Origin of the sequence: Lactobacillus sp. (assembly GCF_051893255.1) — a bacterium.
Taxonomy (GTDB): Bacteria; Bacillota; Bacilli; order Lactobacillales; family Lactobacillaceae; genus Lactobacillus.
Genome location: NZ_JBJFHB010000024.1, coordinates 1 through 11,620, shown reverse-complemented (window position 1 = coordinate 11,620; position 11,620 = coordinate 1). Strand labels below are relative to the sequence as shown.

Here is an 11,620-nt window from a genome sequence, read left to right as displayed (position 1 = left end):
AGCAAGTTGTTAGCGTTTTGTCAACAACCATTTTCTAAAATATTTTCGTTAAGTTCTTCGTGTCTCCGGAAGACTTCTTGTCTGCCGCGACAACAAATATTATTATACTTACTTTTCCAGATTCGTCAAATTCTCATTTTTGTTCGAATTATGCTGTGCACACCAGGCGGTGTTGCTAAAGCTGCTTTTTGCTTTTTACTTATATTTTTTAAAGAATTCCTGGCTTATTTTCTCTTAATCTTTTTAAAGTTCGGTTTTACCTCTTTTTTACGGTTTTTTTCTGGAAATTTTTTCTAAAATTTTTGCTTTTTTCTTTATTTCCGATCTCATAATCACTTTTTTAGATCTATTTGCCCATTTAACTAAGCAAAGAAGCAATCTTAACTAAGCTTTAATGTATTTTCCTCATATTCATGTTAAAGTTATCTTAGTTATTTTTCGAAAGGAGATATCCATCATTAAAGAGTATGATCTAGCCATCATTGGCGCTGGACCGGTCGGCCTCTTTGCTGCCTACTTCGCCCGCCTGCATGGCTTAAAGACAATCGTTTTAGAATCCTTGAGCGATTTGGGCGGTCAGCCTGAAATGCTCTATCCCTTCAAAAAAATCCTGGACATCCCGGTTTTCAAGGAAATTACCGCTTCTGACTTAACCAAGCGGCTAATTGCAAATTTGGATGGCCAAGTTGACCTGGTCACTAACCACCAGGTGCAAGACGTGGAAAGTGCCGGGGACTATTTAGTCATCGATGGCGAATACCAAGTCCGCTCCATCATGATTGCCACCGGCAACGGGGCCTTTAAGCCGAAAAAGTTTCCGCTGAAGGCTGCTCCGGAAATGGAAGGCCGGATCCACTACTTCTTTAAGGATCCTGCCCAATTTGCTGGCAAGAAGCTTGGGATCTTTGGCGGAGGCGACACGGCTTTAGACTGGGCTAACGAATTAGCCAATATCGCTGACGTTTCCCTGATCCACCGCCGCAACGAATTCCGCGGCATGGAAAGCAGCGTTGATGCTTTAAGAGAAAAAGGCAAAGTTAACTTTTTAACCCCCTACCTGCCAAAGAAGCTAGAAGAAAAAGACGGCCAGCTGGCAATCGACTTAAAAGAAGTCGGCGGCGATACGGTTTTAACTGAAAACTTTGACCAAATCTTAGTCGCTTACGGCTTTCGGGCTGACAACCGCTTTGTTAAAAAGTGGGGCGTGGAATTGGAAAATGGCTTAATTGCCGTTAACCGGTCCATGCAGACCAATGTCCCGAAGATTTACGCCATCGGCGACGCCTGCGGCTATGACGGCCGGGTGCCGATCATCGGCATCGGCTTTGGCGAAGCGCAAATTGCCATCAATGCCATCATGCGGGACTTGTTCCCAGAAAAGAGTCTCACCATCCACTCCACAAGTATCAATTAGGAAGAGAGAAAAATGCAGTTAATCGACTTTGTCCTCCATATTGACGACCACCTGGTTTCGATCGTCAACAACTTTGGGGCCGGCAGCTATTGGATCATTTTTGCCATTATCTTTATCGAAACTGGCTTGGTCATCTGCCCCTTCTTGCCCGGCGACTCCCTGGTCTTCGCGGCAGCGGCCATGGCGGCCAACCCCAAGTATGGTCTGAATATCTGGCTGATCTACCTGGTTACGGCAGCCGCCGCCATCATCGGCGACAGCGTCAACTACGAAATCGGCAAGTGGTCCGTCCACTCCGGATCCAAGCACGAATGGTTCAACAAATTGATCAACGAAAAGAACCGGATCGCCGCGGAAAAGTACTTTGAGCGGCATGGCTCCATCACCATCGTCTTGGGCCGCTTCATCCCCTTCATCAGAACCTTCGTCCCATTCGTTTCAGGCGGCAGCAAGATGCACTACCGCACCTTCATCATCTACAACTGCCTGGGCGGGCTCTTGTGGACTGGGCTGTTTTCAGGTCTTGGCTACTTCTTCGGCAACTTCCCGATCGTCAAGAACCACTTCTCCTTGGTCGTGATCGCCATCATCCTGGTTTCCGTTTTGCCAGTAGCCATCATCGCCCTCAAGAAAAAGTTGACCTTGAAGCGTGAGCAGCAATTTGACAAGTAATTAAGGCAAAAAATAAAAGATCAAAGCAAAAAGAAGGACCTGAGGTCCTTCTTTTTTTGATCTATTTTTGCTATTTGTTCAGCAAAAAGCGGGCAAAGTAGAGCTCGTAGATGACGCCGCCCACGGCAAAGCAGGCCGCGAAAAAGCCCTCGGTCAAGACGTTAATCACGGGATCGGTCTCCGGGTCAAAGAGCCAGTTGTTGTTGTGGAAAATCAAGGTGTGAAAAACCCGAAAGAAGCTGTCAAAATTGGCCAAGGCAAAAGGCAAAACTACCACCGGCAGGATCATCAAGAGCAGTGCCCAAGTCTGGTTCAGCTTGATCGGCTGCTTTTTTTGCTTAAAGTAGCAGCCTAGTGCCAGCCCCAGCAAAAAGACGATCTCGCAGAGGACAAACAGGTTCTTCACTTCGGCAAAGTGGGCAGCTGCTGAGGCCGAGGTCGGCAAGTTGGTCATCAGGAGCTTTTCCTTCCAGGGCCAAAGCAGATACCAGAGCAGCTGGTTGTAGTTGCTCATCACCTGCCCCACCGTCAAGTTAACGGTCTGGTAGCTTTTTTCAAGGATGGTAAAAAAGAGCAAAAGTGGCCAGCTGACGATGATCGCCCCGACAACTGCACTGGCCAAGGCAAAAAAGAAGTGGCCAAAGGGAAGCAGGATTTGCACTAGCGACTGGTTCTTCTTTTTCATAATTCTACCTCATCCAGGTTGTTAACAACATAGGTTGGCGGAGTTAGACCGGCTAGCTCTTCTTTCTTGGTCACCCCGGTTAAGGTCAAAAGGGTATCAACCCCGCTATTGATGCCGGCTTCAATGTCGGTTGGGTAATTGTCGCCGACGATCAAGGCCTCTTCAGCCTTGACGCCCCACTTCTCCAGGGCCTGGTCAACGATCACCTTGGATGGCTTGCCAATGTAAAAAGGCTCCTGGCCACTGGCGACAGCCAGGGCCGCACACAAAGATCCGTTGCCTGGCCGCAGCTCATCCCCGATCGGGAGATTTTTATCAGCATTGGTCCCGATAAAAGTGGCACCCTTGTAGATGCAGCGGGTGGCCACCATCAGCTTGTGGTAGGTCAAGTCCGTATCCATGCCGACGATGACGTAGTCCGGATTTTCTTCATCGTAGTCAAACTCAGGGTGCTGCAAGAGCTCGCGCCATAGGCCCACCTGGCCAATGATGTAAAGGCCGAGCTTTTTGCCCGGGTTGTGGTCTAGCAGATAGCTGGCCGTCGCCATGCTGGGGGTATAAATCTTGTCTACAGTGGTTTTCACCCCGTGCCCCCGCAATTTTTCCACCACCATCTCCGGCGTTCTGGTCGTATTATTGGTCAAAAAAAGGTAGTCAAGCCCCGCTTCGTCTAATCGCTTGACAAAGCGGACGCCGGATTCGATGGTTTCCTTGCCCCGGTAGATGGTGCCATCCAGGTCAATCAGGTATAACTGGTACTTTTTCAAGATTGCTTCTTCCTAATCACAAAACTGCCGCGGCGGTTGGGCTTTTTCTTCCGGCGCGCAGCATAACTCTTCTTGCTAAACTTGGTCTCCTTAACCCGCTTTTCTGTAAAAGCGGGCTTTTTCTTGGGACGAGGCCGCCGGCGTCTGCTCGGCTTGGGGCGCTTGCTTGGCGCAGCTGACTCCAAGATAAAGTAAGGAGCACCCGGATTGCAGTATTCGTAAAGGTAGTCCACGATCGTGGACTTTTTCCGGTCAATCGAGGTCTTGATGTAGTCATTGTAAAAGCCCCGCAGGCGCAGGTGGTCGCTTGAGACATCCCCGACCAAATAGTCATACTGGTCAAGATATGGGTCATATTTTTCCCGCAAGACTTCCCGGTCCAAGGCCTCTCTTTCATTGACCACGATCCGGTACTCTCTTTGGTTGATCATCACCTTGTCGCCGACGATGGCGACTTCGGCTAGCGGGTGGAGCGGCTTAGCTTCTTGTTCAGCTTTTTCACTTGTTTGATCCGACTTCTTCACTTTCTTCAATCAAATCACTTTCTTTTGGTATTGGATATTTTTTGCTCAGGTAATCGCCCACAACTTCTCTTAAAAATTGCGGGAATAAAAATTCGTTTTCGCCCACGATGGACAAGGTTGGGAAAAAGGGAATCAGGACGTAGTGGTCCAAGACTGCAATCTCGTATTCCTTAGCAGGGTCTAGCAACTGGCCCTTGACGTAAACGTTCCGGGTCAGCATGTCGTACTTGATCCCCTTGTAGTAGACCTGGCCAAAAATCTTCCCTCTAAAGCTCATCCCAACTAGTGGATAGTGCTCTAAGAAGTGGCGGTTCTTCTCCACTTCCATGACCAAGCGCCAAAGATCCCGGCCTAAAAGGGTCGACTTCACCACGTGCATGGGGTGCGGCAGGGCATGCTGGAGGTCAAACTGGTTGATCACCCCGCTCTTAAATGGCGTTAAAAAGAGTCCCGTACTCAGCATGGCCAAGTCGGTGCCGGCAAAATCGGCAATGGCGTCAAGAGACACGTCCACCGCCGCCATTTTATCCTGGTTAAATTTTTCCGGCAGCAAGGCTACCTTGCGGTCTTCCAGCATTTGCCGGCCCAGATCATAGAGCTTGGCAATTTCTGCTTCATCGCCTGCTTCTTCCGGCAAAGAGGAAGTTGGGATGGTGTGCGGCTTGATCGACAAAAGATGGTGGTCATCGTCGAGGGCCAGTTCGATATCGCCGACATAGTAGCCCCACTTGCCGGTTTGGGTGATCCAGGTCTTGCCTTCCTTAATCCCTTTGGCCAAAAGCGTATGGCTGTGGCCACCAACAATCAGAGAAATCTCTGGATAGTGCTGAGCCAGCCACTTGTCCATGCGGACGCCGACGTGGGTGACCAGGATCAAGAGGTCGTATTGGCCCTTGATGTCGGCCAACACCCGGTCCATGGTCTCGCCCAGCATTTTGACCTGCCAGTGGTTGGGGCCATAAGTCATGGGATAAGCCGCCGTTAGGCCAACCAAGGCAATCCGGGTGCCTTTTTTAGTCTTTAAAAAAAGATGATCGTGAGCCCAAGCCGGCCTTTGCCCGTCTTCTTCTAAAAGGTTAGACAAGATGACCGGAAACTTGGCATGGTCAAAAAGACGTTCCAGCACTTCATGCGGATTAGAAATCCCTTCATTGTTGCCGATGGTGATGGCATCGTAGCCAAAGTCATTCATTAAGCGGATGTTGGCCTGGCCTTCGGTAGCGTCAGACAAGGGATGCGACCGGTCCATGAAGTCGCCGGCATCAAAGGTCAAGACCTGGTCTTCTGGCGCGGTCTCTTGGACCTTTTTTAAATAGCGACGGATCTTCGGAAAATTCTCAAAGTGGGAGTGCAGGTCATTCGTATGCAAAATTCGCAGGGTTTCCATCTTTGTCACCTAACCTATCTTGTTGGCCTTCAAAACCATTTCGTAAGCATCCCGGACGGCGCCTTTAGGCTTGTCCCATTCCACCCATTCAGGCTGCTCCCAGTTTTGCTCATTCATCAAGGTCTGGAGATCGTAGGTCTTGTTGATATATTGCTCATAAGTTTCCAGCGCCTTGGTCCGCGGAATGTTGATGACCAGGATGCGGACAGCCTTGATCAAGCCGTTGTTAACGGCCAGCTCAGCAAAACCGTTTTGGTCAATATTGGAAATTTCGTAATATTGACTGCCGTCATTTCTGGTAATTTCTTCAATCAAATCTAATTGTTCATATTGATGATTCATTTTCTGCCCCCATGTTCTCTTACCAAAAATTTTACCATACTTCGGCTGGAACTTTTCTTTGGAAAAATTGGCGCAAAAAAACCCGCCTTCGCGGGTCTTTCAGATTACTTGTTTAAAGTACTTTGCTTCTTGATCAATTCGTAAGGCAAAGTGATGTGCTTTTCTTCCAAACCTTCATCATTCATCAGCTTGGTCAGCATCCGCATGGCTACCGCACCCAAGTCGTAAAGCGGCTGCTTGATGGTAGTCAAAGCAGGACGGACAACTGAGGCAATTTGGGTTGCGCTAGCAGTAATGATTTCGAAGTCTTCTGGCACCTTAGCGCCGCGGTCAAGGGCAGAGTTCAAGAGACCAACTGAGGAAACGTCCTTAGTTACGATAGCCCCGTTGATGCCCTTCTTGGCTAATTCTGGGTACAGGTTGTAGCCATCAGAGTAGTCCTTGATGCCGTCAAAGACTTCGCAGCCTTCCAGTTCATTGTCAGCAACGAACTTTTCAAAGGCTGGAATTCGGTTGTCTCGGTTGATTGGCGCTTCCTTGTCGCCAACTACCAAGGCCAGCTTCTTCTTGCCGTCGTTTAAGAGCAAGTTCAAGGCTTCCGTGTCCGCCTTCTTGTAGTCAATGTTGACTGAAGGGAATTCGGAGTTGCCAGAAACCGTACCGGCCAAAACAACTGGCGTGTCGGTCCGCTTAAAGGCTTCCGTTGCTTCTTCTGACAGCTTGTTGGACATGTAGATGACCCCGTCAACTTGCTTGTTCAATAAGCCTTGAATCACGGCATCTTCTTTCATCAAGCGGTTTTCCACGCTGGAGATGATGATGTTGTACTTGTAAAGAACCGCAATATCGTCGATCCCCTTGGACAATTCGGCAAAGTACAAGTTAGTCAAGTCTGGCACGATCAAGCCCACCGTTGTGGTCCGCTTAGAAGCCAAGCCTTGTGCCACTGCGTTTGGTTGGTAGTGCAGGCGCTTGATGACTTCCATTACCCGGTCGCGGGTTTCTTTTCTAACATTGTTGTTGCCGTTGACAACCCGAGAAACGGTGGCCATGGAGACCTTGGCTTCCCGGGCGACGTCATAAATAGTTACATCTTGTTTGTGCATGATAACAGCCCCACCTATCTTTAATACTAATTACTAAGTAAATGATACCATCTTTTTCCAAATAGTGCAATCGCTTACAGCTAACTTTTCATCATTTTTTACATTTTTTAGTGCTATACTTGATTTGATTTCATCAATAAGGAGAAAATTGCTATGAATTTGGATAAATTGCAAGCTTGGTTGCAAGAAAATGGGGCCGACGTTGCCTATGTTTCAAGTCCAACCACGATTAACTATTTTACCGGTTTTACCACCGATCCGGAAGAGCGAATTTTTAAACTTTTTGCCTTTAAGGAAGCTGAGCCATTTCTTTTTTGCCCAGCCTTAAACTACGAAGAAGCTAAGGCCTCTGCTTGGGACGGGGATGTCGTTGGCTACTTGGACGACGAAGACCCTTGGAAGAAGATCGCTGCCGAAATCAAGAAGCGGACGAATGACTACCAAAGCTGGGCCGTCGAAAAAGATGGCTTGACGGTCAGTCACTACCAAGCCCTGCACGCGGAATTTCCGGATGCTGATTTTTCTAAAAATCTTTCCCCATTCATCGCTCACATCCGCCTCTTCAAGACGGAAAGCGAATTGGTCAAGATGCGGGCAGCCGGCGAAGAAGCCGACTTTGCCTTCCAAGTGGGCTTTAACGCTCTACGTAACGGCATCACCGAACGGGCCGTGGTCAGCCAAATCGAATACCAATTGAAGCTGCAAAAGGGCGTCATGCAAACCAGCTTTGACACCATCGTCCAAGCTGGCGAAAATGCCGCTAACCCTCACCAGGGTCCAAGCATGAACCAGGTTAAGCCTAACGAATTAGTTCTGTTTGACCTGGGGACCATGCATGAAGGCTACGCTTCTGACTCAAGCCGCACCGTTGCTTACGGCGAGCCAACTGCCAAAATGCGGGAAATCTACGAAGTCAACCGGGAAGCCCAACAAGCGGCCATCGACGCGGCCAAGATCGGCATGACTGCCAGTGAACTGGACGGCGTCGCCCGCAAGATCATTACGGACGCAGGTTACGGCGAATACTTCATCCACCGCCTGGGTCACGGGATTGGGATGGAAGTCCACGAATTCCCATCTATCGCAAACGGCAACGATGTGGTCTTAGAAGAAGGCATGTGCTTCTCCATCGAACCAGGCATCTACATCCCTGGCTTCGCCGGCGTCAGAATCGAAGACTGCGGCGTCTTGACCAAGGAAGGCTTCAAGCCATTCACCCACACCGACAAGGAATTGAGGGTTCTGCCAGTCAAAGAATAATTTTTGATAAAAAACTAAAGCAAAAAGCCAAGGCATTAATGCCTTGGCTTTTTTAGTATCGTAATTCTTATTCAGCGTCCTTAGGTTCAGTTGGCTCGCTTGGAGCAACTGGCGTTTCTGGTTCAGCATCAGAGTCGCTTGCTTCAGCGTTGTCTAAGTCGCTGACCGTTTCTTCTGAATCCTTTTCCTTGCTTGCGGAATCATCGATCACGATGTCGTCGAAGTCCTTGATTTCAGAATCATCTTCAATGTTCTTTGGGAAAGAAGCCAGTTGGTTCTTCAAGATTTCGGTTCCGTTGTCGTACTTTTCCTTCAAGTCTTCTACGTTAGGATTACTCTTGATCTTGTCTTTAACTTCTTTAAGCTTGTCGTCTGAAACCAGGCTAGCGGCAACCACGCCAGCGGCTGCACCAAAGACAGCCCCTAATAAAAAGCTAGTAAATTTCTTCATTTTCGGTCTCCTTTTCTAATCTTGACCCTTGCGCCGGAAGTGTCTAGCAAAAGCAGAAGTGATTACAGAAGTAATCATCCCGGTTCTGGTAAAGTGGGCGTTAGATACCTTGTTGATCATCTTCTTGGATGATTCATTGATGTCAGATACGCTTTGCCCCAAATCAGCTGCAGCTTGGACAACTGGTTCGATGGTTTCCATCTTGCCGTTAACGTCAGCCAGCAAGGCATCGGTCTTGTCCAATAAGGAACTGGTCTGCTTGAGCAAGCCGTCCACGTCGCTGCTTAATTTCTCCACAGAGTCATTAGTCAATTGCACCGTCTTTTCGGCTTCTTGCAAAGTTTTTGACAAGTGGTGCAGGGTTGGAATCGTGAATAATACAAGTACTAAAAAGGCGATAGCGGCAATGAGGCCGGCTAAGGCACCAAAGGAAATTTGCATGTTTTTTCCCCTTTCTATCTAAAAAAAGTCTATCATGAAAGCGAATTATACTCAATCAAAAGATTTTTTATGCTATTATCTGCTATGCTTTAATCATAACCGAAAGGAGCCTTTTTTACATGAAAAATCTTGAATTTAAGCTGGGCGGCGTAACCATCGACGCTAGCAAGCTCTTTGCTAGCGCCATCTCGGTGATCTGGAAGCTCTTGATCTCGACTCTGGTCTTTTACCTAGTCATCCACTTTGGCCGGAAATTGATCAACCGCTACCTGGCTAAGCGGACCGACCAGCTGTCTAAAAGGGCCCAGACCATCTCGGCCCTGATCAACAGTCTTTTCCGCTACACCATGGTCTTTTTCTACGCCTACTCCATCTTGACCATCCTGGGCGTGCCCGTAGGTACGCTTTTGGCCAGTGCCGGAATCTTTTCCGTGGCAATTGGTCTTGGTGCCCAAGGCTTTATGAGCGACCTGGTCAATGGCTTTTTCATCCTGAGCGAAGGCCAGTATGACGTGGGCGACAATATTGAGATCGGCGAGCAAAGCGGGACGGTGACCCAGCTGGGCCTGCGGACCACGCAGATCATGACGACCGATGGCACCTTGATCTACATCCCCAACCGGCAGATTTCCATTGTCAAAAACCTGACCCATGGCGGGATCGGCCTGGCCCTCAACCTGAACCTGGACGCCAAAACCGATTTAAAGGCGCTGGAAAAATTGCTAAAGCAGGCTGATCAAGCCCTGGCTGACCTCCACCCTTATCTGGTCAGCGGACCAAGCTATGTGGGCGTGGTCAGTCAAACCGGCGAAACCATCACCTACCGGGTCAGCTTCCAGGTCAAGCCTGGCTATGAGGTCAAGATCCGGCAGAACTACTGGGCGAAGTACCTAGAACAGCTCAACCAAGCTGGGGTCAGCTTCAGCCAAAATCAGTGGCTCACCCTAAATAGCAAGTAAAGAAAAAATGCTGAGCAGCGCGCTCAGCATTTTTTGCTTTATCTCTTAGTTAAATTGAGCAAGCCAAGCTGGCAATTTTTCGATCAAGGCCTTAACTGCCTTGCCGCGGTGAGAAACTTCGTTCTTTTCTTCAGTAGTCATTTGGGCAAAAGTCTTGTCCTTGCTTGGTACGTAGAAGAGTGGGTCGTAGCCAAAGCCGTTGTCGCCGCGAGGGATGGCCAAAACTTCACCTTCGCAAACGCCCTTGACAACCAGGTCCTTGTCTTCTTGACCAGGCCAAGTCAAAACCAGGACGCTTTCAAAGCGGGCAGTCCGCTTGCCAAGTGGCACGCCGCCCAAAGCTGCTAGCAGCTTAGCGTTGTTGCGGGCGTCGTTGTGAGCTTCACCGCCGTAGCGAGCTGAGTGGACGCCAGGAGCACCGTTCAGCTTGTCAACGCGCAAGCCGGAGTCATCAGCCAAAGTTGGCAGCTTGCTGTATTCTGCTAAAGCGTGAGCCTTCAGAGCAGCGTTAGCTTCGAAGGTTTCGCCCTTTTCATTAACGTATGGTGGGTTTTCAAGGTCAGCATTTGACTTGAGTTCGATGTCCAAGCCAGCCTTGTCAAAGGCGCTTTGCAATTCCTTAACTTTATTCTTGTTATTCGTGGCAAACAATAATACTTGAGTCATTAGTTAGTACTCCTATCATTCCAAAAATATTAACTTCCTAACTCAAATTTTACCACTTATTGCGACTATTACGAAAGCTTAAAAGGAAGATCTTACTTTTAATTTGCATTGCTTTCATTTTAAATGTCAAAATTTCTTAAACTTCTTAAAATCTTTAACCATCAATAGGCTATTTACGGTAAAATTAAGCTATCGAATAAGGATGAGGATTATGTCAGAACACAACGAACACGTATATTTTGTAAACCAACTATACCGCGATTTCTTGTTGCCGACCATTTTGGGTGGCGATACCCCAGCGATTCTTTACTGGGCTGGCAAGAGAATTACGCGCAAATATGACTTAAGTGATTTTGCAGACCTTGCCGAATTCTTTGATATGGCGGAATTTGGCACCTTGAAGCTGGTTAAGGAAAGACGGGCTTCCCTGATTTTCGAATTAAGCGGTCAATCCGTGACCGACCGGTTAGCGAGTGATAGCAAGGACTTTTCTTTAGAAAGCGGCATGATTGCCGAAGCCGTGGAAAGAAACCGCGGCCGCTCAGCAGAAGCTGAGATTAACGTTGATGACAAGCACCAACGGGTAGAAATTACGGCCTTTTTCTAAAGATGGGTATGACGCCGAAGCAGCAATGCTTCGGCGTTTTTTGTTTTGGGGGCGGTGTGGGCGGTGGCAAGGGTGGTTGCTACCGGATGGTGGTGGACGGGGCGTGCTGGGATAGGTGGCGGGCGGCAGCTGGATGGTGGTTGGCGGGGCGAGTGGCGAGGGTGGCTGCAGCTGGATGGTGGTTGGCGGGGCGAGCTTTTTGCCCAAAACGATATCAGCTTGGTGACACATTTGCACAATTTGATATCAACCGGATAACTCCGAGTTTTGGTTGACATTGTTTTGGGCAGCTCTTAGCTTTGGTTGATATCATATTGGGCAAGCCTTAGCTTCGGTTGA

The 11,620-nt window shown here is 48.6% G+C and carries 14 protein-coding genes; 5 read left to right on the top strand and 9 right to left on the bottom strand.

The window, feature by feature from the left end; translation table 11 throughout:
* Positions 1-478: 478 nt before the first annotated feature.
* Positions 479-1,414 carry an NAD(P)/FAD-dependent oxidoreductase gene (locus ACI4WN_RS02130; RefSeq protein WP_439776775.1) on the top strand — a complete coding sequence of 312 codons (936 nt, stop codon included), beginning with the start codon at positions 479-481 and terminating at the stop codon, positions 1,412-1,414.
* A 12-nt stretch (positions 1,415-1,426) separates the two neighbouring features.
* Positions 1,427-2,086: a VTT domain-containing protein gene (locus ACI4WN_RS02125; protein WP_439776773.1), complete on the top strand. Its 660-nt coding sequence runs from the start codon at positions 1,427-1,429 to the stop codon at positions 2,084-2,086.
* Between the two features lie 70 nt (positions 2,087-2,156).
* Here ACI4WN_RS02125 and ACI4WN_RS02120 read toward each other — a convergent pair whose 3' ends face one another.
* From ACI4WN_RS02120 to ACI4WN_RS02095, 6 genes are all read right to left on the bottom strand, one after another.
* Positions 2,157-2,771, bottom strand: a complete 615-nt coding sequence (locus ACI4WN_RS02120) for a TIGR01906 family membrane protein (RefSeq protein ID WP_439776772.1) — start codon at positions 2,769-2,771, stop codon at positions 2,157-2,159.
* A complete protein-coding gene (locus ACI4WN_RS02115) occupies positions 2,768-3,538 on the bottom strand; it encodes a TIGR01457 family HAD-type hydrolase (RefSeq protein WP_439776771.1) in 771 nt (256 codons plus the stop codon). Before ACI4WN_RS02115 ends, ACI4WN_RS02120 begins: the two co-directional genes overlap by 4 nt.
* A complete protein-coding gene (locus tag ACI4WN_RS02110) occupies positions 3,535-4,062 on the bottom strand; it encodes a YutD family protein (protein WP_439776774.1) in 528 nt (175 codons plus the stop codon). The genes ACI4WN_RS02115 and ACI4WN_RS02110 overlap by 4 nt, the downstream gene beginning before the upstream one ends.
* The gene (locus ACI4WN_RS02105) at positions 4,037-5,449 is read right to left on the bottom strand and encodes a bifunctional metallophosphatase/5'-nucleotidase (RefSeq protein WP_439776770.1); all 1,413 of its coding nucleotides are present in this window, start codon (positions 5,447-5,449) and stop codon (positions 4,037-4,039) included. The genes ACI4WN_RS02110 and ACI4WN_RS02105 overlap by 26 nt, the downstream gene beginning before the upstream one ends.
* Before the next feature lie 9 nt (positions 5,450-5,458).
* Positions 5,459-5,791 carry a hypothetical protein gene (locus ACI4WN_RS02100; RefSeq protein ID WP_008461583.1) on the bottom strand — a complete coding sequence of 111 codons (333 nt, stop codon included), beginning with the start codon at positions 5,789-5,791 and terminating at the stop codon, positions 5,459-5,461.
* A gap of 104 nt (positions 5,792-5,895) precedes the next feature.
* Positions 5,896-6,897 (bottom strand): substrate-binding domain-containing protein, encoded by a 1,002-nt coding sequence (locus ACI4WN_RS02095; RefSeq protein ID WP_008461585.1) that lies wholly within the window; start codon positions 6,895-6,897, stop codon positions 5,896-5,898.
* Between the two features lie 153 nt (positions 6,898-7,050).
* Here ACI4WN_RS02095 and pepQ point away from each other — a divergent pair, with 153 nt between their 5' ends.
* Positions 7,051-8,157, top strand: a complete 1,107-nt coding sequence (gene pepQ, locus ACI4WN_RS02090; RefSeq protein WP_439776769.1) for a Xaa-Pro dipeptidase — start codon at positions 7,051-7,053, stop codon at positions 8,155-8,157.
* A 67-nt stretch (positions 8,158-8,224) separates the two neighbouring features.
* Here the strand turns inward: pepQ and ACI4WN_RS02085 are convergent, their stop codons facing one another.
* On the bottom strand, positions 8,225-8,608 hold the full coding sequence (locus ACI4WN_RS02085; RefSeq protein WP_439776768.1) for a DUF1269 domain-containing family protein: 384 nt from the start codon (positions 8,606-8,608) through the stop codon (positions 8,225-8,227).
* Positions 8,609-8,623: 15 nt separating this feature from the next.
* On the bottom strand, positions 8,624-9,049 hold the full coding sequence (locus ACI4WN_RS02080; protein WP_008461591.1) for a DUF948 domain-containing protein: 426 nt from the start codon (positions 9,047-9,049) through the stop codon (positions 8,624-8,626).
* Between the two features lie 119 nt (positions 9,050-9,168).
* Here ACI4WN_RS02080 and ACI4WN_RS02075 point away from each other — a divergent pair, with 119 nt between their 5' ends.
* Entirely contained in the window at positions 9,169-10,008 is an 840-nt protein-coding gene (locus ACI4WN_RS02075; protein WP_439776767.1) for a mechanosensitive ion channel family protein, read from the top strand.
* Between the two features lie 45 nt (positions 10,009-10,053).
* On the opposite strand, the gene ACI4WN_RS02070 is transcribed toward ACI4WN_RS02075, so the two are convergent.
* Positions 10,054-10,674, bottom strand: coding sequence for an XTP/dITP diphosphatase (locus ACI4WN_RS02070; RefSeq protein ID WP_439776766.1), 621 nt, complete (start codon positions 10,672-10,674; stop codon positions 10,054-10,056).
* A 211-nt stretch (positions 10,675-10,885) separates the two neighbouring features.
* Between ACI4WN_RS02070 and ACI4WN_RS02065 the strand changes: the two genes are divergently transcribed.
* On the top strand, positions 10,886-11,281 hold the full coding sequence (locus ACI4WN_RS02065; protein WP_008461597.1) for a YslB family protein: 396 nt from the start codon (positions 10,886-10,888) through the stop codon (positions 11,279-11,281).
* Positions 11,282-11,620: the final 339 nt, after the last annotated feature.

Bases quoted from the DNA above. Each gene is read 5' to 3' on its own strand.
- ACI4WN_RS02125 (WP_439776773.1), top strand. From the start codon at position 1,427: ATGCAGTTAATCGACTTTGTCCTCCATATTGACGACCACCTGGTTTCG.
- ACI4WN_RS02120 (WP_439776772.1), bottom strand. From the start codon at position 2,771: ATGAAAAAGAAGAACCAGTCGCTAGTGCAAATCCTGCTTCCCTTTGGC.
- ACI4WN_RS02105 (WP_439776770.1), bottom strand. From the start codon at position 5,449: ATGGAAACCCTGCGAATTTTGCATACGAATGACCTGCACTCCCACTTT.
- ACI4WN_RS02100 (WP_008461583.1), bottom strand. From the start codon at position 5,791: ATGAATCATCAATATGAACAATTAGATTTGATTGAAGAAATTACCAGA.
- ACI4WN_RS02095 (WP_008461585.1), bottom strand. From the start codon at position 6,897: ATGCACAAACAAGATGTAACTATTTATGACGTCGCCCGGGAAGCCAAG.
- pepQ (WP_439776769.1), top strand. From the start codon at position 7,051: ATGAATTTGGATAAATTGCAAGCTTGGTTGCAAGAAAATGGGGCCGAC.
- ACI4WN_RS02085 (WP_439776768.1), bottom strand. From the start codon at position 8,608: ATGAAGAAATTTACTAGCTTTTTATTAGGGGCTGTCTTTGGTGCAGCC.
- ACI4WN_RS02080 (WP_008461591.1), bottom strand. From the start codon at position 9,049: ATGCAAATTTCCTTTGGTGCCTTAGCCGGCCTCATTGCCGCTATCGCC.
- ACI4WN_RS02075 (WP_439776767.1), top strand. From the start codon at position 9,169: ATGAAAAATCTTGAATTTAAGCTGGGCGGCGTAACCATCGACGCTAGC.
- ACI4WN_RS02070 (WP_439776766.1), bottom strand. From the start codon at position 10,674: ATGACTCAAGTATTATTGTTTGCCACGAATAACAAGAATAAAGTTAAG.
- ACI4WN_RS02065 (WP_008461597.1), top strand. From the start codon at position 10,886: ATGTCAGAACACAACGAACACGTATATTTTGTAAACCAACTATACCGC.